General features: G+C 41.2%; 19 protein-coding genes. 13 read left to right on the top strand and 6 right to left on the bottom strand.

Annotated elements, in window-relative coordinates; translation table 11 throughout:
* Window positions 1-11 precede the first annotated feature (11 nt).
* On the top strand, window positions 12-2,654 hold the full coding sequence (gene leuS / locus ABD909_RS02255; protein ID WP_345096338.1) for a leucine--tRNA ligase: 2,643 nt from the start codon (window positions 12-14) through the stop codon (window positions 2,652-2,654).
* Window positions 2,641-3,231 (top strand): hypothetical protein, encoded by a 591-nt coding sequence (locus ABD909_RS02250; protein WP_345096337.1) that lies wholly within the window; start codon window positions 2,641-2,643, stop codon window positions 3,229-3,231. The genes leuS and ABD909_RS02250 overlap by 14 nt, the downstream gene beginning before the upstream one ends.
* Here the strand turns inward: ABD909_RS02250 and fsa are convergent.
* The gene (fsa, locus tag ABD909_RS02245; RefSeq protein ID WP_345096336.1) at window positions 3,228-3,881 is read right to left on the bottom strand and encodes a fructose-6-phosphate aldolase; all 654 of its coding nucleotides are present in this window, start codon (window positions 3,879-3,881) and stop codon (window positions 3,228-3,230) included. The genes ABD909_RS02250 and fsa overlap by 4 nt on opposite strands.
* A gap of 669 nt (window positions 3,882-4,550) precedes the next feature.
* Here fsa and ABD909_RS02240 point away from each other — a divergent pair.
* The 8 genes from ABD909_RS02240 (at window position 4,551) to ABD909_RS02205 (ending at window position 15,184) form a co-directional block, all read left to right on the top strand.
* Window positions 4,551-6,773 (top strand): primosomal protein N', encoded by a 2,223-nt coding sequence (locus ABD909_RS02240; protein WP_345096335.1) that lies wholly within the window; start codon window positions 4,551-4,553, stop codon window positions 6,771-6,773.
* 547 nt (window positions 6,774-7,320) lie between these two features.
* Window positions 7,321-7,905, top strand: a complete 585-nt coding sequence (atpH, locus tag ABD909_RS02235) for an ATP synthase F1 subunit delta (protein ID WP_345096334.1) — start codon at window positions 7,321-7,323, stop codon at window positions 7,903-7,905.
* Window positions 7,905-9,440, top strand: a complete 1,536-nt coding sequence (gene atpA / locus ABD909_RS02230) for a F0F1 ATP synthase subunit alpha (protein WP_345096333.1) — start codon at window positions 7,905-7,907, stop codon at window positions 9,438-9,440. Before atpH ends, atpA begins: the two co-directional genes overlap by 1 nt.
* Window positions 9,441-9,460: 20 nt before the next feature.
* Window positions 9,461-10,372: a F0F1 ATP synthase subunit gamma gene (locus ABD909_RS02225; RefSeq protein ID WP_345096332.1), complete on the top strand. Its 912-nt coding sequence runs from the start codon at window positions 9,461-9,463 to the stop codon at window positions 10,370-10,372.
* A 19-nt stretch (window positions 10,373-10,391) separates the two neighbouring features.
* Window positions 10,392-12,002, top strand: a complete 1,611-nt coding sequence (gene atpD, locus ABD909_RS02220; RefSeq protein ID WP_345096331.1) for a F0F1 ATP synthase subunit beta — start codon at window positions 10,392-10,394, stop codon at window positions 12,000-12,002.
* Window positions 12,003-12,077: 75 nt separating this feature from the next.
* Window positions 12,078-12,494, top strand: a complete 417-nt coding sequence (atpC, locus tag ABD909_RS02215) for an ATP synthase F1 subunit epsilon (RefSeq protein WP_345096330.1) — start codon at window positions 12,078-12,080, stop codon at window positions 12,492-12,494.
* A gap of 24 nt (window positions 12,495-12,518) precedes the next feature.
* Window positions 12,519-14,180, top strand: coding sequence for an MFS transporter (locus tag ABD909_RS02210; RefSeq protein ID WP_345096329.1), 1,662 nt, complete (start codon window positions 12,519-12,521; stop codon window positions 14,178-14,180).
* A complete protein-coding gene (locus ABD909_RS02205) occupies window positions 14,177-15,184 on the top strand; it encodes an HlyD family secretion protein (protein WP_345096328.1) in 1,008 nt (335 codons plus the stop codon). Before ABD909_RS02210 ends, ABD909_RS02205 begins: the two co-directional genes overlap by 4 nt.
* 357 nt (window positions 15,185-15,541) lie before the next feature.
* Here the strand turns inward: ABD909_RS02205 and ABD909_RS02200 are convergent, their stop codons facing one another.
* The gene (locus ABD909_RS02200; RefSeq protein ID WP_345096327.1) at window positions 15,542-15,826 is read right to left on the bottom strand and encodes a hypothetical protein; all 285 of its coding nucleotides are present in this window, start codon (window positions 15,824-15,826) and stop codon (window positions 15,542-15,544) included.
* Window positions 15,827-16,342: 516 nt separating this feature from the next.
* Between ABD909_RS02200 and ispG the strand changes: the two genes are divergently transcribed.
* Together ispG and ABD909_RS02190 are read left to right on the top strand one after the other, a co-directional pair.
* Window positions 16,343-17,584 (top strand): flavodoxin-dependent (E)-4-hydroxy-3-methylbut-2-enyl-diphosphate synthase, encoded by a 1,242-nt coding sequence (gene ispG / locus ABD909_RS02195; RefSeq protein ID WP_345096326.1) that lies wholly within the window; start codon window positions 16,343-16,345, stop codon window positions 17,582-17,584.
* 245 nt (window positions 17,585-17,829) lie between these two features.
* Window positions 17,830-18,219: a VOC family protein gene (locus ABD909_RS02190; protein ID WP_345096325.1), complete on the top strand. Its 390-nt coding sequence runs from the start codon at window positions 17,830-17,832 to the stop codon at window positions 18,217-18,219.
* Window positions 18,220-18,911: 692 nt separating this feature from the next.
* On the opposite strand, the gene ABD909_RS02185 is transcribed toward ABD909_RS02190, so the two are convergent.
* Entirely contained in the window at window positions 18,912-19,814 is a 903-nt protein-coding gene (locus ABD909_RS02185) for a polyprenyl synthetase family protein (protein WP_345096324.1), read from the bottom strand.
* A 391-nt stretch (window positions 19,815-20,205) separates the two neighbouring features.
* Between ABD909_RS02185 and rpmF the strand changes: the two genes are divergently transcribed.
* Window positions 20,206-20,385 carry a 50S ribosomal protein L32 gene (rpmF, locus tag ABD909_RS02180; RefSeq protein WP_345096323.1) on the top strand — a complete coding sequence of 60 codons (180 nt, stop codon included), beginning with the start codon at window positions 20,206-20,208 and terminating at the stop codon, window positions 20,383-20,385.
* 497 nt (window positions 20,386-20,882) lie between these two features.
* Here rpmF and ABD909_RS02175 read toward each other — a convergent pair whose 3' ends face one another.
* From ABD909_RS02175 to ABD909_RS02165, 3 genes are all read right to left on the bottom strand, one after another.
* Entirely contained in the window at window positions 20,883-21,467 is a 585-nt protein-coding gene (locus ABD909_RS02175) for a CarD family transcriptional regulator (protein ID WP_345096322.1), read from the bottom strand.
* 304 nt (window positions 21,468-21,771) lie between these two features.
* Window positions 21,772-22,113, bottom strand: coding sequence for a ferredoxin FdxA (fdxA, locus tag ABD909_RS02170; RefSeq protein WP_345096321.1), 342 nt, complete (start codon window positions 22,111-22,113; stop codon window positions 21,772-21,774).
* A gap of 21 nt (window positions 22,114-22,134) precedes the next feature.
* Window positions 22,135-23,679, bottom strand: coding sequence for a hypothetical protein (locus ABD909_RS02165; RefSeq protein ID WP_345096320.1), 1,545 nt, complete (start codon window positions 23,677-23,679; stop codon window positions 22,135-22,137).
* Window positions 23,680-24,100 lie beyond the last annotated feature (421 nt).

Below are 24,100 nucleotides of genomic sequence, written 5' to 3'. Positions count from 1 at the left end.
GTATCATAGAAATGACGATTGGACATTCTAAGTTAGGTGAACGCTATAATCCACGTGCCTGTGAACAAAAATGGCAAGCGATTTGGGATCAAAAGAAAATTTTTCAGACTGTGGAAGAAGATTGTCGTGAAAAATATTATGTTTTGGAAATGTTTCCTTATCCTTCTGGGCGGATTCACATGGGGCATGTGCGCAATTATGCCATGGGAGATGTTGTTGCGCGCTATAAACGCGCAAAGGGCTTTAATGTGCTTCATCCTATGGGGTGGGATGCTTTTGGTATGCCAGCTGAAAATGCTGCTATGCAAAATAAGGTGCATCCCAAAACTTGGACTTATCAAAATATTGCTGTGATGCGTGGGCAATTAAAGCAATTAGGGCTCTCATTCGATTGGACACGGGAATTTGCTACTTGTGATGTGAATTATTATCATCGCCAGCAAATGCTGTTCCTTGATTTTTATCAAAAGGGATTGGTGGCACGCAAAGTGGCTAAGGTCAATTGGGACCCCGTTGATCATACGGTTTTGGCAAATGAGCAGGTTGTTGATGGTCGGGGTTGGCGTTCTGGCGCGTTGGTTGAACAGCGGGAATTGACTCAGTGGTTTTTCAAAATTAGCGATTTTAGTGAAGATTTACTGGCAGGGCTTGAAGAGCTTGAACAATGGCCCGAAAAAGTCCGCATTATGCAAAAAAATTGGATTGGTAAATCACAGGGGCTCTTAATTCGTTGGGCTTTGAAGCCAAAAGAGGGAGCCGATGAGCTTTATAAGTCCTTTGATGAGGTTGTTTGTTATTCAACAAGGCCCGATACGCTGTTTGGTGCTTCTTTTTTGGCACTGTCTGTGGATCATCCTATTGCACAATCTCTCGCAAAAAAAGATAAGGCGTTGGAGACTTTTGTTGAAAGTTGTCGGAGTGGTGGAACAACAACTGCGGCGCTTGAAACTGCCGAAAAGCAAGGATTTTGTACATCGCTTGTGGCACTTCATCCCTTTGATGAAACGGTGCATATTCCCGTTTATATCGCTAATTTTGTGTTGATGGATTATGGAACGGGGGCTGTTTTTGGTTGTCCTGCCCATGATCAAAGAGATTTGGATTTTGCGCGTAAATATGAACTTCCTGTGCGTCCTGTGGTTTTGCCTTGCACGGTTGAGAAAGACGATTTTATCATTGCTAAAACGGCTTATGTTGGTGATGGGATGATGATCAATTCCAGCTTTTTGGATGGTTTGACACCTCAACAAGCTTTTGAAGAAGCAGCCAAACGGCTTGAGACGCAAATGCTTCATGGGCAGCCACAGGGGAAAAAAACAGTGCAATTTCGTTTGCGTGATTGGGGGATTTCACGTCAACGCTATTGGGGGTGTCCGATCCCTATGATCCATTGTACATCTTGTGGCGTGGTGCCTGTTCCGCGGGGGGATTTACCCGTTGTGTTGCCTGATGATGTCACTTTTGATCAGCCGGGAAACCCTCTTGTGCGCCATGAAAAGTGGCAAGTTGTTGCTTGTCCTGTTTGTGGAAAGTCTGCCAAGCGCGAAACCGATACCATGGATACCTTTGTGGACTCTTCTTGGTATTATGCACGTTTTGCGGCTCCTTTTGCAGCGGAACCCGTCGATAGCCAAGCGACAACACGATGGTTGCCTGTGCAACAATATATTGGTGGAATTGAGCATGCCATTCTTCATCTTCTCTATGCGCGTTTTTTTATGCGTGCCATGAAATTGTTGGGTTATGTGAAGGTTGATGAGCCTTTTAAGGGACTATTTACCCAAGGTATGGTGGTGCATGAAACTTATCGGGATGATAAGGGGTGGGTCTCTCCAGCAGAAATTACTATTGTTGAAAAGGATGGAAAACGGCAAGCTTATAAATTAACCGATCAAAGCGAAGTGACGATTGGTTTGATTGAAAAAATGTCCAAATCAAAAAAAAATGTCGTTGATCCTGATGATATTATTGCATCCTATGGCGCTGATACTGTGCGCTGGTTTGTGTTGTCCGATTCTCCTCCTGAGCGGGATGTCATCTGGACAGAAGCAGGTGTTGAAGGAGCGCATCGGTTTGTGCAACGCGTTTGGCGCCATGTGGCTTTGAGTGCTCCGTTCTTACGAGAAGTGACACCGCGTGCTGGGCACCAAGGGGAAGCTTTAGAACTGTCAAAGGCTGCGCATCGCACACTCTGTGCCGTGGAAGATGATTTGGAAAAATTTGCTTTTAATCGTGCAATCGCACGTCTTTATGAATTCTTGAATATTATGGCACCTTTGTTAAATAAGGTGGCAGATGTGGAGGATGAGATGAAGGCGGCTTTGCGTCAAGCAGTGGATTTTTTCCTTGTTATGATTGCACCTATTATGCCGCATTTAGCCGAAGAATGCCATGCTGCTTTAGGGGAGAAAACTTTAATGTCTGAATTGGCTTGGCCCATTTATGATCCCGCATTAACCGTTGCACAATGCTATAGTTTGCCGGTACAGATTAATGGTAAAAAACGCGGTGAGGTCTCTGTGGCAGCAACAGCGACTGTAGCGATGATTGAAGAAGCGGTTTTGGCGCTTGACTTTGTCAAAGCGCATTTGGGCGAAAAATCGGTGAAAAAAATGATTATTGTTCCACAGAGGATTGTGAATGTCGTGCTTTAAAAATTTTCTGCTTGTAGGGTTTGCGGGTTTGTTAACCTTCCTGTGTGGGTGCAAGATTGAACCACTTTATCGTGACGTCTCGCAAATTTCGACAAAAATAGGTTCTGTGGGTTCTGTTTCTTCTCATCGCTTTGCAGAACAAGAATCGTTAGGGCTTTCCGAAAAGCTGGCAAGCATTGTCATTGCAGAATCTTCAGATCGTTTTGGGCAAATGGTGCGTAATCATCTGTTGTTTCTTCTTTATGAAAATGGCAGTAAACCTTCTGCTCCAGCTTATCAATTAATATTGCAAACATCTCTGTTTACAAGGAAATCTGTACAGATAGAGGTTGATCGCGATAGAAAAAAGGAGGGGCGGCCTTCTGTTGGAACTGTTGTGGGGAAAGCTTCTTATATCTTGCAGGATATGAAAAATATGCCTATTGCCGAGGGTATGGGAACTATAAGTGCATCTTTTGAACGGCTGCGCCAAGAATATGCAACAATGCAAGCCGAAGAAAATGCGAGAAAGCGTGTGGCTGAGGAATTAGCGGAACAGATTCTCATGTTGCTTTCAAGAGATTTGGCAAAACATTAAGCGATATGTTGTCCGGTTTTTTTCCAATCCTCAAGGAAGATTCGTAACCCTTTATCGGTTAGCGGGTGTCCCACCAGCGTTTTTAAGATGGCTGGTGGAATGGTTGCAATATCTGCACCACTTAATGCTGCTTCTTTGACATGATTAACGGTGCGGATGGAAGCTGCCAAAATTTGCGTTGTAAAGCTGTAGTTATCATAAATTGTGCGAATTTCATGCAGCAATGCAATGCCGTCACTTCCGCAATCGTCGATTCTGCCAACAAATGGTGAAACAAATGTTGCACCTGCTTTGGCAGCAAGTAAGGCTTGATTGGCAGAAAAGCAGAGGGTGAGATTGGTCTTTAATCCTTGTGCTGTCAGAGCGCTACAGGCTTTCAATCCATCAAATGTTAAGGGAAGTTTGATGCAAATATTGTCAGCAATTTTTGCTAGAACAGCCGCTTCTTTCATCATATCTTCAAAGTTTGTTGCTGCAACTTCAGCAGAAACAGGTCCATTGACAAGGCCACAAATTTCTTTTGTCACTTCAAGAATATTGCGTCCTGATTTTAAGATGAGTGAGGGATTGGTGGTTACACCATCAACGAGATTTAAGTTTTGTAATTCTTGGATTTCTTCAATATTGGCGCTATCCACAAAAAATTTCATATCCCATCTCCCTGGTTGTGCTTTTATTGTAAGCCTCTCATGTTGTAAGCTATTTTTGTTATGCGCTATTGTTTGTGGCAAAAGCAAGAGGGTGCATGGCAATCTTACAGAATGAGATAAATTGGCAAGGGGGCAAAGAAAAGCAAGTAAAGGGGGAAAACAAGTGAAGAGAACAATAAAAAAGAGGGAATAAATGCGGGGAATGGCTGCTAGCGCCCAGTATCTTCATATGGAATACTCTATCATTATAGAGCTCCATTTTATAGAGTGTGAAGTTGGTTCTTTGATGTGTTTGTCAATAATGGGAATGTGTAAAAAAGTTTAGAAAAGAGACTTAAAAGTGAAAGAAGTTGGATCAAGCATTTTCTTTATCCTTATCAAAAGACTGGTTGCGAAAATATGAAAATTGAGAAAACTGGATTTATAAAAGTTTGCTGGGGGGTGTTTTTGCGGGAGGGTGTGAATGTGCTTATTGTTCTTGGTTTTTTCTCTGCTATGGAGGAGGCATAATTCTTTGTAGAAGTTTGGATTCTTTTTATGATTTGATAATGGATGTAAGGGGTGATTGGTAGAGCTGGAATAGTAAGACCCAAAAAAGATTCTTGATAAAAAGATCTGCGGTAAAGATGTTGGTGGTATAAAAGGTTCATATCAAATTTGAGACAAAAGATGAAGCCAAATGTAACAGAGGATGTAAGGGAGAAAAAAATTGTTGCAGTATGGGTGCCTCTCCCTATTGCACATGCTTATAGTTATGAAGTTCCCTCTTCTATGGCGTGTGAGGTTGGATCTTTTGTCCGTGTTCCAGTGATGGGGCGCCAAGTTTGTGGTCTTGTCGTTGATGTGGGGGAGGAGACCACAAAAGATGGGCAAAAACTAAAATCTGAGGTGGGTAAAAAATTACGTTCTCTGCTTCATGTTTTTGATTGTCCACCGTTAAAAGCAGAGATGATCACATTCTTGCGGTTTGTCAGCCGGTATACGATAACCCCTGTTGGTCTTGTTGCACGATTGGTTTTAGGGGTGCCGGCAGCTTTAGAACCAGAAGCACAACTCCAGGGCTTGCGCTATTGTGGGGGAGAGGTGGAGCGTTTAACACCAGCACGATCACGGGTTTTAGAGTTGATACGTGGTGGGGAGGTTTGGACACGCTCTGGGCTGGCACATGCGGCAGGAACTTCTGTTTCTGTTGTTGAAGGCTTAAAAGCACTTGGGATTTTTGAAGAGGTTATGGTACCACCACCAGCGCTTGTGGGGCAGCCCAATCCTGATTTTTGTCCTCCTCAATTGGAGGGAGCACAAAGTGAAGCAGCGCGTTTGTTGCGGGAGGGGGTTTTGTCTTCTCAGTTTCAGGTTTTTTTGCTGGATGGTGTGACGGGGTCAGGAAAAACAGAAGTTTATTTTGAAGCGGTTGCCCAAGCATTGACAGATGGTCGTCAAGTTTTGATTTTATTGCCTGAAATTGCTTTAACACAACAATTCTTAGATCGCTTTCATGCACGCTTTGGAACAGCCGCGGCGGAATGGCATTCTGATTTGGCACCGCGTCGTCGGGAACGCGTATGGCGGCAGGTGGCAGAGGGGCGTGTGCGCGTTGTTGCTGGAGCACGTTCGGCACTTTTTCTACCCTTTCATGCGCTTGGGTTGATTGTGGTTGATGAAGAACATGACGCTGCTTATAAACAAGAAGAACGGGTTTTTTATCATGCGCGTGATATGGCGGTGGCACGGGGCTCTTTTGAGAATTTTCCTGTTATTTTATCCTCAGCAACACCTTCGATTGAAAGTCAGGCAAATGTTTTATGGGGACGTTATCAAAAAGTGCATTTGCCATCGCGCTTTCAAGCGGCTGCACTTCCACAGTTACGCGTGGTTGATATGCGTAAAGGCGGTGTAGAAAAGGGGCGTTTTATTTCCTCTGTTCTTGAGAGAGCTTTAGAACAAACGCTTGAGAAAGGTGAACAGGCACTGCTTTTTCTTAATCGTCGCGGTTATGCACCTTTAACTTTGTGCCGCGTTTGCGGACATCGCTTTCATTGTGGCGATTGTTCGAGTTGGTTGGTGGAGCATCGTGCACAAGGACAGCTTAAATGCCATCATTGCGGGTATCATCAACCGCTTCCAGAAGCCTGCCCTGAATGTGGCACATTAGATCATCTTGTCGCTTGTGGACCTGGTGTGGAAAGAATTGCCGAAGAAATAGGCATGCTTTTTCCACAGGCACGGTCATTGATTCTTTCAACGGATCTGAAAGGCGGGATTGGTCAGTTGCGTAGTGAATTGCAAGCAATCGCCAATGGTGATGTTGACATTATTATTGGGACACAATTGGTCGCTAAAGGACATCATTTCCCTGGGTTATCTCTGGTGGGGGTCATTGATGCTGATCTTGGTCTTGCCAATGCCGATTTACGTGCGAGTGAACGTACCTTCCAGCTTCTCTCACAGGTAACTGGTAGGGCAGGGCGAATGGGAATAGAAAGTTTAGGACTTTTGCAGACCTATCAACCCGATCATCCCGTAATCAAAGCCCTCCTTTCACAAAAAGGGAAAGATTTTTATGCGCATGAGATTGCGATGCGTCAACAGTATCATTTGCCTCCCTATGGGCGGCTTGCCTCTTTGATTGTGTCTTCAGAAAAACGCCAGGCAGCAGAACATTATGCACGAGCATTACGCCAAATTGCACCAAGAGTGAAAAATGTCTCGGTTATGGGGCCAGCAGAGGCACCATTGGCTCTTATTCGGGGGCGTTATCGTTTTCGGCTTTTATTACAGGGGCAACGTTCTTTTGATATACAAGGCTTTATTCGTGCGATGCTTGCCAATGCCCCTAAAATGCCTAGTTTTGTTCGCGTTCAAATCGATATTGATCCGCAAAGTTTTCTTTAAAAACGCTGTAAAAAATGGAGAGCGGTTTAGAATGGGGGAATTTGCTTTAAAAATGTATTTTAATTAAGGAAATATATTTGGTGAGATGTTCTCTAAAAGAGGGAAAGCCACTTTCTTCTTTTAAGGTGAATGTCATTTTTATTGTTTGCGTATCAGTTTGAAATAACATATTTTTTCTGTAGCGGTAATAGAAAAACCGCGCAAAAGAGCAGCTTCATAAACAGACAATGAGTTTTTTCAGTTTGCTTACACATCAGTTTCATGAAGAAAAGAAAAAACTTGAAAAATCTATCAGACAATGTCAAAAGGAAACATAGAAAAACGGATGGTTCTTTGAAAAATCTTTGTTTAAAAATATTTTGAGTATTTTCGTTAAAATTTTCAGAAAGCGTAGGTTTGTGGTGTTGCGAGTCGGTGATGTCTATGCTAGAACCCCAAAAGTTTTTCGTTCTGGGTTTTAAGAGAGAGATTCTTAAAATTTGGAATGTCTGTTTTATTTCATCTGGTAATTATCAGAGAGTCGCTCAAGGGAAAGAGGCGGTATTTCGTGTCGGATTCATTTTCTCTTATACCGCTGCCATTGGTAGATCAACGTTATGCACAAGCACTTTTTGACTTCGTTAAAGAGGCAGGCAACGTTGAAAAGGTTGAAAAAGCAGTGGCATTGTTTTTGTTTGTCTTGGATAAAAATGAAGATCTAAAACGTTTTGTCCATAGCCCATTTTTTTCAGTAAAAGAACAGGTCAAAGTGATGCGTTCTGTTTGCGAGACCATAAAATTTGCTGATAAGAATGCTGGCCAAATTGTTGGTAATTTTTTGTGCGTTATTGCACTTAACCGTCGGCTTTGTGCTTTGTCTGGTATTTTACATGCTTTCCAGCGGCGTGTCGCTCTCTCTCGTAGAGAAATTTCAGCGCAGATTGTTGCTGCGCGTCCCTTAAGCCCTCAACAGGAACAAAAGTTGCGCGTGGCTTTGGAAGGTGTTGTTGAGGGAAAAATTTTGCTACATATCCTTGTTGATCCAACACTTCTTGGTGGATTAATCGTTCGTATGGGAGCGTCTCAGATTGATACGTCTCTTTTAACAAAATTATCTTCACTTAAGCTTGCATTGAAAAAAGAGGTCAGCTGATGGATATTAGACCATCTGAAATTTCAAAAATTTTAAAAGAACAAATCAGAGACTTTGACCAAAAGGCTGAAGTTTCAGAAATTGGTTGGGTCCTCTCTGTGGGAGACGGTATTGCCCGTGTTTATGGTTTGGATCATGTCCAAGCTGGTGAAATGGTTGCCTTTTCAAATGGCGTGCACGGTATGGCTCTCAATTTGGAAGTCGATAATGTCGGCGTGGTGATCTTTGGCTCTGATCGGGATATTCGCGAAGGTGATACCGTTAAACGGTTAGGCGCTATCGTCGATGTTCCTGTGGGACCAGCTTTGCTTGGGCGTGTTGTCGATGCACTGGGAAATCCTATAGATGGTAAGGGGCCTCTTAAGGCAACAGAGCGCCGTCGTGTTGATGTTAAGGCTCCGGGAATTATTCCACGTCAATCCGTGCATGAACCAATGTCAACTGGATTGAAAGCTATTGATGCTCTCATTCCCATTGGACGGGGACAGCGTGAGTTGGTGATCGGTGATCGCCAGACAGGAAAAACAGCAATTTTGCTCGATACCTTTTTAAACCAAAAGCCTTTCCATGAAAAAAAATCTGGGAGCGAACAGGACAAAGTCTATTGTATTTATGTGGCTATCGGTCAAAAACGTTCAACAGTGGCACAATTCGTAAAAGTTCTAGAAGAACGCGGAGCTCTTGAATATTCCATTATTGTTGCGGCGACCGCTTCTGATCCTGCTCCCTTACAATTTATTGCACCTCTTGCTGGATGTGCTATGGGAGAATATTTCCGTGACAATGGGCAGCATGCTTTGATCGGTTATGATGATCTCTCAAAACAGGCGGTGGCTTATCGTCAAATGTCTCTTTTGCTTCGTCGTCCCCCCGGGCGTGAAGCTTATCCTGGTGATGTCTTTTATCTTCATTCGCGTCTCTTAGAGAGAGCTGCGAAGCTTAATGCAGAAAATGGTTCTGGGTCTTTGACAGCTTTGCCTGTCATTGAAACACAAGCAAATGATGTTTCTGCTTATATTCCGACAAATGTGATTTCCATTACTGATGGACAGATTTTCTTGGAAACTAATTTGTTCTATCAAGGTATTCGTCCTGCTGTAAATGTTGGTCTTTCCGTATCGCGTGTTGGTTCTGCTGCACAAATTAAAGCGATGAAGCAAGTTGCTGGTTCGATCAAAGGGGAATTGGCACAATATCGCGAAATGGCTGCTTTTGCACAGTTTGGTTCCGATTTGGATGCTTCAACACAGCGTCTTTTAAATCGTGGTGCACGTTTGACTGAGCTTTTAAAGCAACCACAATTTTCTCCTCTGAAAACAGAAGAGCAGATTGTTGTCATTTTTGCTGGGGTCAATGGTTATCTTGATTCTTTGGCTGTTGCTGATGTCGCGCGCTTTGAACAGGGATTGTTAACACTTTTACGCAGTGATTACCAAGATCTCTTAAAGGCAATTGCTGAGCAAAAACAGCTAACCGATGAGTTGAAGGATAAGTTGTTTACTGTTCTTAAATCTTATGCGAAAAATTTCTCGTGATGAAGTGATGGAATGCTTAAATGGCTTCGTTGAAGGATCTTAGAGACCGTATCGCCTCGGTTAAGGCAACACAAAAGATTACCAAAGCCATGCAAATGGTTGCAGCGGCAAGGTTGCACCGTGCACAAGAGGCTGCTCGCTCTGCACGTCCCTATGCACAGGGCATGGCTGATATTTTAAAAAGTGTTGCTGGGGATGTTGATGGTATTGATGCTCCGCCTCTTATGCGAGGAACAGGGCGCGATGATATTCATCTTTTGGTGGTTTGTACTGCTGAGCGCGGGCTTTGTGGCGCTTTTAATGTGCAGATTGCACGCCGTGCCCGTGAACAGATTAAGGCACTGCTTGCCGTTGGTAAAATCGTTAAAATTTTGACCGTGGGTAAAAAAGGCGCTGATATTTTATCGCGTGATTACAAAGAATTCATGATTGATCACATTGATTTGCATGCTGTAAAGCGTATCGGTTTTTCTGAGGCAGCAATGATTAGTCAGCGAATCATTGATTTGTTTAATGAGGGGATATTTGATGTCTGTACACTATTTTATTCTGAATTTGTTTCAGTGATTAATCAGCGTCCAGTAGCTTTTTGTTTAATTCCAACGCTTTCTCCAAAGGAGGTGGTGGAGCAAAGTGATGTGGTGGGAAAAACAAATAAAAACGAAGCTTCACAATCAATTGTTTATGAGTATGAACCCGATGCGGTTTCTCTTTTGGATGAGCTTGTGCCGCGCAATCTTTCGGTGCAAATCTTTCGCGCTTTGCTGGAAAATGTCGCTGGTGAAATGGGCGCAAAGATGACGGCTATGGACAATGCGTCGCGCAATGCAGGTGAAATGATTAATAAATTGACGGTGGCTTATAATCGTCAGCGTCAGGCGCAGATCACGACAGAATTGATCGAAATTATTGCGGGCGCTGAAGCGCTGTAAATTGAAAAGGTAAAGATTGATGGTAAAAGCAGTGACGTCAAGTAAGGAAGCAGCAAAAGTTGAAAAAAAGAAACCAGTTGCTCGTTCAGGCGTGAAAAAAGCCGCCTCGAAATCTCAAGTGAGCACAAAGGATTCCTCTAAATCTGTGCGAAGTTCTTCTGAAATTACCCCTGCAAAAGAAAATGGCTATGCAAAAGGTGCTGTGGGTGAGATCAAACAGGTTATTGGTGCTGTTGTTGATGTGCAATTTGAAGGTGCTTTGCCAAATATTCTGAATGCATTGGAAACCGACAATTTAGGCAATCGATTGGTTTTAGAAGTTGCTCAGCATTTGGGTGAAAATACTGTGCGTACCATTGCTATGGACACAACCGATGGGCTTGTGCGTGGTCAAAAGGTGTTTGATACAGGAACACAGATTCGTGTGCCCGTGGGCGAAGCAACACTTGGACGTATTATGAATGTGATTGGGGAACCTGTTGATAATGTGGGACCGATTGCAACAACCAAAATGCGTTCTATTCACCAAGATGCTCCTGAATATGTCGAACAATCAACCGTGTCAGAAATTCTTGTCACTGGTATTAAAGTTGTTGATTTGTTAGCACCTTATTCTAAAGGCGGTAAAATTGGTTTGTTTGGTGGTGCTGGTGTTGGTAAAACCGTGCTTATTATGGAGCTTATCAACAACATTGCAAAAGCACATGGGGGTTATTCCGTGTTTGCTGGTGTTGGGGAACGCACACGTGAAGGAAATGATCTCTACTATGAAATGATCGAAAGCCGTGTGAATGTGAATCCAAAAGAAAATAATGGTTCAACAGAAGGTTCAAAATGTGCACTCGTTTATGGGCAAATGAATGAACCACCAGGAGCCCGTGCCCGCGTGGCGCTTTCAGGATTGACCATTGCAGAAAGTTTCCGCGATGAGGGGCAAGATGTTCTCTTTTTCGTGGATAATATTTTCCGTTTTACCCAAGCTGGGGCTGAAGTGTCTGCTCTTTTGGGGCGTATACCTTCTGCTGTGGGGTATCAGCCAACTTTGGCAACCGATATGGGGGCTTTGCAAGAGCGTATTACTAGTACGAAAACTGGCTCTATTACCTCCGTTCAGGCAATTTATGTTCCAGCCGACGACTTGACCGATCCCGCTCCTGCAACATCTTTTGCCCATTTGGATGCAACGACCGTTCTCTCGCGCTCGATTGCAGAAAAAGGAATTTATCCGGCGGTTGATCCGCTTGATTCTTTCTCACGTATGCTCGATCCATTGGTTGTGGGTGAGGAGCATTATAATGTGGCTTGTCAAGTGCAAACCATTTTGCAACGCTATAGAGCACTGCAAGATATTATTGCTATTCTTGGAATGGATGAACTTTCTGAAGATGATAAGTTGTTGGTGGGACGAGCGCGTAAAATTGAACGTTTCCTCTCGCAACCTTTCCATGTGGCTGAAGCTTTTACTGGCTCACCAGGTAAACTTGTCCCTTTAGAAGAAACAATTAAGGGCTTTAAAGGGCTTTGTGCTGGTGATTATGATGATTTGCCAGAAGCTGCTTTTTATATGGTTGGTTCGATTGATGAAGCCATTGAAAAAGGAAAGCGTCTCATTGCAGAGGCTTCTTCATAAGAAGATATCCGTCAATGAGTGCTTGTTGTTAAGTAAACACAGCAAGAAGTCTTATACAGCCTCGTGGAGATTTTTGTGGAACACAATAGAGAAGAGCATTTTTTATTTGAACTGGTGTCACCTGAAAAAATTGTCTTTTCAGAGCAGGTGGCCTCCGTTGTTCTTCCTTCAGCGTCGGGTGCTGTGACAGTGATGGCACATCATGCACCGCTGGTGGCAAGTATTGTATTAGGCAGTGTTCGTATTCATACTTCTTCAGGGGAAAAGCTTTTTGCTGTTTGTGGTGGTGTTGCGAATATTACTGCTTTAAAATGCTCTCTTTTGGTCGAACATGTTGTGGCTGTGGAACAGCTTTCTTTTGAGGCGTTGGAGCAGAAAATTTTGCAAATGCGAGCAAGTTTTGCAGAAGGGACAAGTGATGAGGAAAATCATAAGGTCGAGATGTTTTTTCATCAATTAACAACTGCTGGTCTTGGGGTAAGCGAGGCGTAAAGGGTTATGCAGGAATAAAGCGACATGGGCGGAAAAAAGAGTACGGTTATGTCTGCTAAAAGAGGAGGAAAACCTTTTCCCCATCCTGGGCGTATTTTTGCAGGACCTTTGCCAAAATGTTTTGTCTATATTTTTGCCTCTTTTATTTTGCAGTGGGCTTATGGCTTAGGGGCAAATGTTGTTCAGTCTAACATTGTTCATCTCACGGGTGGTTTTCACGCAACTTTAACCGAAACAACATGGTTAGTTGCTGCCTATATGGCACCTAATGTGAGTGTTGCCATTATGTTGATCAAAATCCGCTACCAGTTTGGGCTTCGTGCTTTTGCTGAATTATCAATCTTAGGCTTCGTTTTGGTTTGTGTTTTGCAGCTCTTTGTCACGGATTTGCGTTCTGCTTTGATCATTCGCTTCTTTGCTGGGATTGCTGCAGCACCCATGGCTTCGCTCGCACTGCTTTATATGATGGAGGCTTTTGCTCCAGCAAAAAAGTTTACTGTTGCTCTGAGTTTAAATTATATGAATGCAGCCCTAGCAGCACCTTTATCACGCTTGATCTCGCCAGGTTTATTGGAAAGTGGAGGATTTTCAAGTCTTTCAGCATTGGAAATGGGGTTGGTTCTTATCAGTTTGGGATGTATCTATGCTCTTCCGCTCACTCCTGTGGTACGCAATAAGGCCATTCAGAAATTGGATTGGCTAAGCTATGGTTTGATTGCACTGGGCCTTGGACTTAATGCAGTGATTATGTCTGTTGGTATATTATATTGGTGGTATGAAGCGCCATGGATTGGTTGGGGATTGGCCCTTGCTGTTGCTTCTTTGACTATCGCCATTATTATTGAACTTAATAGAGAAAAGCCGTTGATTGATTTACGTTGGCTTTTTAGTAAAGAAATGGTGCAATCTGTTCTCATTTTATTGATCTTTCATGTTTTTTTATTAGAACGGTCAACTTTAGCAGTAGGTTTTTTTAATCTTTTTGGTTTATTAAATCGTGAAATGGCACCTATGTATTTTGCCATTATAGTGGGGACTCTTTTAGGCGGAGCAGTTTGTGTGTTTTTTTTACGTGTGGGGCGTGAGGATTATTTTTATCTTGTCTCGCTAGGTTGTTTGGCGCTTGGGGCGTATTTAGGCAGTCATGTGAACCATTTAACGCAGCCTCAAGATATGATGTTTAGTCAAGGTTTGGTGAGTTTTAGTTATGCACTTTTTTTACCGCCTGCTCTTTGTAGAGGATTTGTTATATCCGGTGAGAGAGGACCACGTTATGTCTTAAGTTTTATTGCTGTCTTTTTGTTGACGCAAGTGACAGGTGGATTAATGGGGGCAGCTTGTTTTGGTAGCTTGCAGTTTTTTTTCGCTCATAAAAACTTTGAGTCTTTAACACAAAATATTGTTGTGATCGATCCGCTTATTTCAGGGGAGGTCAATACCTTATTTTCTTCTCACTATGGTGTTTCTATTTCTCAATTTTTGGCGGATGAGCAAGGTACATCTGGCTTGATTAAAAAATTTAAATTAACGGCAAATATTTTTGCTTATGGTGACGTCTTTCGGCTGTATTTTTATATTTCTACGGTTGTTTTTGCCATTTTTCTTGTCAAAATATTTATAAAGTTATGTTCTTCTCATACATTCAAAAAGCAATCTCATGTTCGTGAAAAGAGGTGCAAAAATTGATAAAAGCATTACGATCAAAAGCAACGCTTATTGCATTCCTTGCAGGTATTACTGGTATTTTGCTGATTTTATGGGCGTGGAGATTACCTCCTTTTGTTAGTACCATTCAAATAACCGATAATGCTTCCGTTAAGGGCAATGTAACTCTGGTCAGTTCGCGAATTTCAGGCGTGGTTTCACGGATTTATGTGCAAGATTATCAACGCGTTGAAAAAGGAATGCTGCTCTTTGAACTCGATGATGCTCTGTTTCGCCAACAGTTGGCACGAGCACAGGCTGTTCTTGATTCAAAAAATGCAAAACTTGCAAGTGTTTTGTTGCAGGCTCAGATTTTACAGGGAGAAGTGAATGCTGCAGAGGCAGAATTAGCGCGCTCAAAAGCATTTTCCAATGTTCTGCCTGGAAACAAAAAGCTGGGCTTTGGTGAAGCTGCCAATACGGTTTCTCGTCCTCTTTCGCAATTGTTGGCGGCACTTGAAACAAAACGCCAATTGCAAAAACAGTTGGATCTTGAACGGCAAAGTTTACAGTCAGAAGTGACAAGCGCAAAGGTGGGTGTTGAATTGGCTAAAATCAATCTCGATCATACCAAAATTTTATCACCTAAAACAGGCTATGTTGGCTTGGTTGGCGCTAGGGTAGGACAATATGTTTTGCCGGGAGCACAATTGGTTTCGGTTATTTCTGATAATATTTGGATTATTGCCAATTATAAGGAAACACAACTTTCTCAGATGCGGGTCGGACAACCGGTTATTTTTTCTGTTGACGCATTGAATAATAAGAAATTAAAAGGGCGTGTAGTTCGTTTTGCACCTGCGACAGGTTCAGAATTTTCTTTGTTGAAAACGGATACGACTATTGGCAATTTTATTAAAATTGCTCAACGTATTTCCGTGCGTATTGCAATAGATCCTGGACAGGAGGGAGTTGAAAAGCTCATTCCTGGTATGTCTGTTGTTACATATGTAGATACTTTACAGCGTGCCAATTCTGGAGGGTAGGACTTTGGGTCTTTTGAGTTTGATTTTTATACCTTTTTCTTATAGCAAGTGGACATTCACTTTGGAGGATTTTTTTTGGTTTGTTATGATGCATCTCGCTAATTTTATATCTTCGCTGGTATAAAATATTATACTTCAGCATGTTGATATAAGCTTCTTCATCTGTTCGAGAAAACAATTTGTTATCAGGTAGTGTGTGAGATCTCTCATCCATTAGGAGGCGCGCCTGCAATTGATCGAGGTGGTTATGGTGTTGTATCACGTTTTTTAGGGTTATGGTTTTTAAAATAGAGAAAATGCCCGATATAAAGCAGGCATTAAAAAGGGTGGGATATATTAAAAAGGCTGGTTGTGTTTTTAGTTTTTGCGTATCAGCAAAAAGCTAGCTAAAGCTAATCCTGCAGCTAAGGCGAGGGTTGTTTTAGGGTGTTCTGTTACTTTTTTCTTCAATTCTGTAGCGTGCTCATTGAGATGGTCAAGCGCGTGACGGCCTTTTTGTTTCCATGTTTCAAGTATATCAGAGATATTTTCAAAGCGGTTATTATGAGAACCCCATTGGCTGATCGGGGTAAGTTCGCTTTTAAATTGTGCAATGCGTTTTTTAATTTTGGCATTTTTAGCGTGGGTTGAAAATAGGCACATTTTTTGACTCCTTCATATATTATATTGTTTTATAAATATTGGAATTATGTTTGAGGCTTTGCTATAACGGCTTGAAAATTGAAAAGTTGCATTGAAAGTGTTCTTTGTCGTTTATGCAAGAAGGCAAGTGCTTTTGTTATAATGAGACGGTGTCTTTTTACATTATATTGCGGTAAGCATTATTTGTTGTGCTGTAAAAGATTGTCTTTTAAGGGGAAGATGAGATGGATAAGCATTAAGCATATGGCTGTGTCTTTGTTTGATTTCAGTTTTTTTTGAATGAACCAAGTATAAAATTGAATGGGATATTTAGGATAAGCTTTATCCAATGATTGCATGAAGTAAATGACAGTTATCAAATAAATTACAGAAGTGATGATGAGGTGAGAGCTCCTTGAAAGAGCCGTATTTGCGATAAGGTTGGTAATTTGAAGAGATTCTCGTCCTTATAGGAGTGGAAACGAGTCAACAAAATAATGGTCAATAAGCGCTAGATTTTGAAAATTTGAGAATTTGATGAGCACTGCGTATTTTTTATCTAAACCTCTTGAGCGTCGCCGGTCTGTTGCTGTTGCCGTTGGCGATGTGATGGTTGGTGGTTATCATCCGATCGTTGTTCAGTCAATGACCAATACTGATACTGCCGATGTTGATGCAACCGTGGCACAAGTTGCTGCTCTTTGGCAAGCTGGTTCCCGATTGGTGCGTATCACCGTTGATCGTGATGAAGCTGCTGCTGCTGTGCCTAAAATACGCGAGCGATTGGAGCGATTGGGCTTTTTTGTACCATTGGTGGGGGATTTTCATTATATTGGGCATAAGCTTTTATTAGAACATCCTGCGTGTGGCGAGGCGCTGGCAAAATATCGGATTAATCCTGGAAATGTCGGATTTGGTGCAAAGAAGGATCGCCAGTTTGCAGAAATTATCGAGATTGCTTGCCGCTATGGTAAAGCTATTCGTATTGGGGTGAATTGGGGGTCTCTTGATAATGCCTTGTTGACACAGCTTATGGATGAAAATGCAAGACAGGAAAACCCCATCTCTGTTGCTGAGGTGATGCGGGAAACGGTTGTTCAGTCGGCTTTACTTTCGGCGGCTTTCGCGGAAGAGCTTGGGCTTGGGCGTGATAAAATTATTCTTTCTGCTAAGGTGAGTGATGTGCAAGATCTTATTGCTGTCTATAGCAGTTTAGCAAGGCGTTGTGATTATGCGCTCCATTTGGGATTGACCGAAGCAGGAATGGGAACAAAGGGTGTTGTTGCTTCTTCTGTGGCTTTGGGAATTTTGTTACAGCAAGGAATTGGTGACACGATCCGTATTTCTTTAACTCCTGAACCTGGTGGAGATCGGACACGAGAAGTGAGGGTGGGGCAAGAACTTTTGCAAGTTATGGGGTTTCAGCAATTTTTGCCTGTGGTTGCTGCTTGTCCTGGATGTGGTCGTACAACCTCAACGGTGTTTCAGCAATTGGCTCAAAAAATTGAAGCGGATTTACACAAAAATATGCCTGTTTGGCGTGAAAAATACCCTGGTGTTGAAAGTTTAAAAGTTGCCGTGATGGGATGTATCGTCAATGGACCGGGAGAATCGAAACATGCTGATATTGGTATTTCATTGCCTGGAGTGGGTGAAAGTCCAGCAGCTCCTGTTTTTATCGAAGGGAAAAAGGTAAAAACTTTGCGCGGTGATCACATTGCGGAAGAATTTGAAGCACTGTTGAGTGATTATATTCATACGCGCTTTGGGCAAGCTTGAAAAAATCATCATTTATCGGGTGCGCTTATACCATACAATATCCTTAGGGAAGACGTGTTAGCAGCGAACTTATCACCATGTTTGTGAGCATCCGATGCCCTTTATTAAGAGCTGTTCATAACAAGCAATAAACAAGTAAAAACATATAAATAAATAAAGTACACCGCAAACGAAAGCATCACAAATTCTGGCTGGAATATTCTTTATAGAGTGTTAGAAGATAACGACTAAAATAGGAGGAATTCGTGAGTCATATTCCTACTTATTCTGTTCCCCAAAACCTACAGTTGGTATACGTATCAAATATAGAGCATTCTACCGCTTTTTACAAATTCATCTTCAAAAAAGAGCCTGTCTCCATCTCGCCACGCTATGTTGCATTTGCTTCTTTGGGTGATGCACTCTTTGCTCTCTGGTCTGGGGGCGATGTGCCTGAGGAAAATGTGCCGCGTTTTTCAGAAATCGGTTTTATGTTGCCTACTAGAGAAGACGTAGATAAACTCTATGCGGAATTGCAAGAGCAAACCACCGTTGAGATAAATGTCTTGAAGGAACCCTATTTGGACGTACCTTCCTCATTAAAGATCCTGACGGCCATATTATTCGTGTTTGTCCACTGGATTAAAAATCCTTAGGCCTGATCTTTTATCGCATGAATTATATCATTGTTTATTAGTATAAGAATTTTATGCTTTAAAGGAGTATCTTTTCATACAAGAAAGAGCAAAAATAAAAGAGTGTGCAAACAGTTGGCTATGGAAATTTTTGCTTTGTATAAGGCACATGCAAAATACGCACAGCGTTATTTGAAAGATCATACATCATGATATAATTTGAATACACAATAAGCCGAGATGTCTTTTTAAGATGTCCCAAATGATCAAGAATTGAAAAATTTAACAAGTTTCCCTTCTTTTTCAGACAAAAATTTGTCAAATTTTAAAGCGGCAGAAAAATTATCTTGTGCTCTATATTCACCTATCTTTTTGCGGTCAATGCGTGTTATTCGTGTATAAACTTGCTTCATAAATTTAATCTATCCCGTTTACTTTGTATTTCTAAGCGCCATTCGTCTGCTTCTGCTTCAATTTCCTCAGAAGATTATAACATCACCTGCGTTAGCAGAATTTATTCCAAGTTCAATTTGCTCCTAAAACCATAAATCATATGTGTTTTTTATTATGGTGTTGGTGAATTTTGAGTTTTTGCCTGTTACACTAAAGTGGGTGGTTTGTTGGAGGGGATATTGTGATCTCTAAAAGCAAACAAAAAACGGTTGTTTGTTTTTATTCTCATGCTTTGTTTTGATGTGGGGAGCATGGAGGCATTAATTTTTACGTGTTGCAGTAAAGTGAGCAGCATCTAGGAGTGGTTTTGCTTTGGCGCCAAAAGGAAGAAGAAGTGTTTCTGCTTTCGCAATAAGTTCATCGCGCTTTTTTTGTGTTTCTTTAATGCCATAAAGACGAACAAAAGTGGCTTTTTGCGCAGATTCATCTTTGCCCGCAGTTTTACCAAGAACTTCACTGTTAGCTGTCACATCAAGAAAATCATCCGTTAATTGAAAGGCTAAACCAAGATAGGTTCCAAAAGCAGCTAGTTTTTCTGTCAATTCTGGCGAGGCATTGGCGATGAGTGCTCCTGCTTGGCAAGCAAAGCTTATAAGAGCAGCAGTTTTCATGCGTTGTAGTGTGATAATATCATTGCTTGCTTGCGGTTTTTTTTCTGCTTCAATGTCAAGCATTTGACCGCCTATCATTCCACCAAGTCCTGATGCTTGTGCAAGTGCTGTGATCAGCTTTATTCTACTGTCAGAAGAAAGTGCGGGGGCTTTATGGGCAATGATTTCAAAGGCAAATGTCAAAAGGGCATTGCCTGCCAGAATCGCTGTTGCTTCATCAAACGCTTTATGGACGGTGGGTTGTCCACGGCGAAGTATATCGTTATCCATGGCGGGAAGATCATCATGAATAAGCGAATAACAGTGAATACACTCTAAGGTACAGGCAACATCAAGAGCATGTTCAGTAGGAATATCAAAAAGGGCACTGCTTTGAAGCACAAGAAAAGGGCGTAGACGTTTTCCACCATTCAATACACCATAACGCATGGCTTTCATCAACTTCTCAGGTCGGGAAATTTCACCATTTTGCCGTTGATCACTGAGCAGTGTGTTAAGCCGACTTTCAACGATTTGGCCGTGTTTTGCAAGAAGGATGGTAAATTCGTGCATTCTTGCTTCCTTTGGTTTGGCAAGATAAAATCTTGGAACTAACAAAAATGGCCATTGCTTTTTCTTTTTTTGATCAATTTGCTTCAACATTTATGAAAAAATCAATTGCCCTTTTGCTTCTTATTTCCACTTTATGCGAGAGTCTGTGTGAAAGCCAAACAAAAATTGCATGAGAGACTTTTAATCAGTTGATAAAATTTTCAAGTCTGGATCATGCTCGTGTAGCTTCTCACATAAATTTTGGTCATTGTGGTTATCGTATTGTCATTTTGACATTGCCTCTTTTATTTAATCAGTGTATAAGATTCTCAAATTTCATAGTGTTTTTGATAAAAGCATTGTCATTTTTGGCATTGCTTTTTCTGTTTTAATGGATTTGGAGTATCTCTTTATGGCTGTACCTAAACGAAAAACCTCTCCATCGAAGCGGGGTATGCGCCGGTCGGCTGATGCCCTTAAGGTGCCAACTTATATCGAGGATAAAATTTCTGGTGAATTGCGTCGCCCTCATCATATTGATTTAAAAACAGGGATGTATCGCGGTCGTGTCGTTTTGACTCCTAAAGATTGAGCATTTTATCTTTTTATGAAGCGATAAAATCCATCTTATACGCATGGTCAGTGTGTGTGTGAGTCGTATATAATTTTTGCTTGTTTTTCTTTATGGGAAACTTCAAATACAAAGTTTTTTTTGTGCGGTTAAAGTGAGCTTTTCTTGCTATCTTGAGAGATAAGTTGTTTATTTCTCTGTGCTTTTTCTGTAGTGAGCCGTATTTGCGAGGAAAGCGTTAAATCTTCTTTTGTACTGAATAGTCGCGCTTTGTAGAAGACCTCTTTCTAAAAAATAAGTTGAAGGTGTAATGCGAAAAGATGCAAGAAAAATTAAGATCTTAATTTTTCTTGACCGTTTGAAAGTCTAATAACACTTAGATACCTGCTTATTTCAGCAATAGAGTATTAAGATGGGAATATTCGGTGGATTTTTTGTCGAATTGTTTCTTCACAAAAAGCTTTATGATATAAAAAAACCGGCATGTTGCCGGTTTTATTTTATAGAAAAGTTATTTGTTACGCAGCATAAACAGCTTCATCACTTGTCGCTGCTTCATCTCTTTTCGTTTTAAACTCACGCTTTGGTTTGTTTGAGAGATGCATTTCTATGAGATTGATGGCTTCTGTTTCAGAAAGACTATTGATAACAGCGATCTCACGCGCCATTCTTTCAAGTGCAGCAGTATAAAGTTGACGTTCAGAGTAAGATTGTTCAGGCTGTAGATTAGAGCGAAAAAGATCACGCACCACTTCAGCAATAGAAATAAGGTCTCCAGAATTGATTTTAGCATCATATTCTTGGGCGCGACGCGACCACATGGTGCGTTTAATACGAGCTTTTCCATGTAGGATTTTTAATGCACGTTCAACAGAATCAACAGCAGACAATTTGCGCATTCCAACGGAAATAGCTTTTGCAATGGGGACCTTAACATCCATTTTATCTTTCGCAAAATGGATAACAAAAAGTTTTAATTTATGTCCTGCAACTTCCTGATCTTCAATTGCTATGATTTGCCCCACACCATGGGTTGGATAGACGATATATTCAGAAGTTGTAAAACCTTTAGCCTTGGAGGATGTTCCGTGTTGGGATGCCATATCTTAGTTTACTCCCTTTATGACCAACAAATGCATCGGAAAACAGGCTATAAACCTGAGGGTTGAATAGTTCTTTAACCAAGTATATTTTACTAATTGAATGAGCATAAAAGTTGAGTACTTTTAAATCCAACAAAAAATACATTGCTTTATAAAAAAGCAAAGAACAATACTTAGAAAGAGGATTTTATTGAAAATAACATTACCATCAAAATTCAAAAAAATCAATCATTTCGCTTAAGAATTTTTATTCTTACAAGAAGAGGCTCTCAATTTTTGCAAGTGTGTGATGCGTGTTGTATCGTTATTCATCACCACTTCCTGGCTTTTCTGAAAAATACTGTTCTAATTTATTGGGAACGCCATCCATTTCTTTTGCTTGAGGCAGGGGATCTTTTCGTGTGGTTAAATTAGGCCATTTGTTGGCATAACGAAGATTAAGTTCTAACCACTTTTCTAGCCCTGGTTCTGTATCAGGTATAATGGCTTCTGCTGGGCATTCTGGCACACAAACACCACAATCGATGCATTCATCAGGGTGAATGACGAGCATGTTTTCACCTTCATAAAAACAATCAACAGGACAAACTTCAACGCAATCCGTATATTTGCAGCGGATGCAGTTGTCGGTTACTACGTGGGCCAAGATCGAACTCCATTTTTTGTTTTAGTGATCTTTGGAGGAAACTGTGTCTTTGTTATTGGTAAGTTGATCACGAAGTGCCGCTAATTTTGCAAAAGGTGAATCGGGATTAGGGAGTTTTTCTCTTTGAAATGATTTATTGTTCACACGTTTCGTGTGATGTTTGTGAGGCTTATAAGAATCTTTCCTCTGTGATGTAGTCTCTAACGAGCTCTTTTCATTGGCACGTTCCCCCTTTTTGAAAGCTTTTTTCGGTTTATTTTGCCACTTATATCCAGATTTTTCACGCCTTTTTTGTGTATCGTGGAAAAATTGGTGATTATAGCGCCATAATAAAACAACTTTTTCTTCTGCTGCAATATGTTTTTGTTTTGCAAAATCACCAACAGGTTCTGCTGCTGGTAAAGCAGCTATGGTATGGGATTGTTTGGAAAGATAAGGAGAAAAAACGCTTGTTTCTTCTTGTGTGCTAGATATAGTTCGCCATTGATCACCAACGCATTCTGCTGCAGGAATATCTTGTGCTATACAGCTATGGGCTGCAGTGTGTGCCAAGAGATGTTTTTCAAGAGCGGCACTGCTTATGGTATGCGATTTATAGCCAAGTCCTTTGAGAATTTCTTCCATATCCGTTCCGTTGGCTCCAAGAATCGACATCATGGTTGGTGTGACAAAAAAACTTTTTCCATCATAGGCACCTTCAGGTTTTGGTTCGCTGCCTTGTTTCCAGTGAAGTGTAAGGCGGATGAGATTTGCAAGACGTTCCAAAATATCAATGCGTACAGCGCGCTGTCCTAAAATTCGGTACCCTGCTAACTGATAAAACTGCTGATTATAACTAGGATCAACAGCCAACGAGGTTCGTCCAGCAGATAATGCTGCAAAAATTTCTCCTAAACCAGTTTGGTCATGACCCTCATTTTGAAGATTCCACAGCAGTGTAATAGCTTGAACCGGAGCTGGTTTTAGCATTCCTGCAAGATAAATATGAAAAGCCCCAAAACGTACACCTAGCCTTCGCAGCACAGAACGTGATTCTTGGTCAAGATTTTTAACCACCTCAGCGACTTTTCGACGCGGTAAAATTCCTAAAGAATGAACCAGTTTTAAGGCAAGAGTGCGCGTTGAATCTGTCAAACTATCAGCATTGCGTAAATCAAAGAGTGGTTGTAAAGTCGTTTCAAAATGAAAAGTCACAAAACGTTCTAGGCGTTTTACCACGCTATCACGCGCTTCTCCAGTTAATTGTGCATCTGCTAAAACAATCAACTTGGGTTTTAAAAAATCTTCCCCAACAACAAGTTGACCTACCGGTTGACCAATCCAGCGCACAATCCCATCAGAACCAAGAGTAAAATCTTTATTGGCACAAGCAGAAAAACGCATCGCTCGTTTGGAAAAAGCAAGAATCAAATTTTCATTCTCTATTGAATTTTGGGCTTCTGTTGCTTGATCACTCTTGGTCTTATTGGCATAAAAACGAAAACCTTCAAATTTGCCATTGCCATGTTTTTCAATAAGAATATCATCCTGAAAAATATTATTCTGTTGAACAATCTTGCTATCCATGGGTATTTTCTTTCTCAGTGCTAGACTGGTAAAAAGCTTATTCTTGATAATTCCATCATTATGCTGTTCCCTTTAACACGTTTGTTGCCTTTGCTTCAATCATTCTTGTCGCTTTTTGACGCTTCTTTTTGCTTCCTTCACTTTAAATATTTTCTTTTTTTCATTCATCTTGCAATGTTTGATAGAGGGTAATTACACGTATTAGTTGCAATGTAAAGATAAAAGCATATAATAAGATATTTATTTAAAGGATAAGTAAGTCGATAGTTTAAAAAACAGCATTTGTTTTCTCTGATCTTTTTCCTTTTTTGGGTTTGTCACAAAAATATCAGGAGGAAGTTTTCTCGTGCATCTTTTGCCGATAACAGGCGTATTATCTGCTGTTTTGTAAGTAAAATGATCTCTTATGACAATAAGTTTT

Origin of the sequence: Bartonella acomydis, from assembly GCF_039543025.1 — a bacterium.
Classification (GTDB): Bacteria; Pseudomonadota; Alphaproteobacteria; order Rhizobiales; family Rhizobiaceae; genus Bartonella; species Bartonella acomydis.
This window is presented reverse-complemented; position numbering and strand designations above follow the sequence as displayed.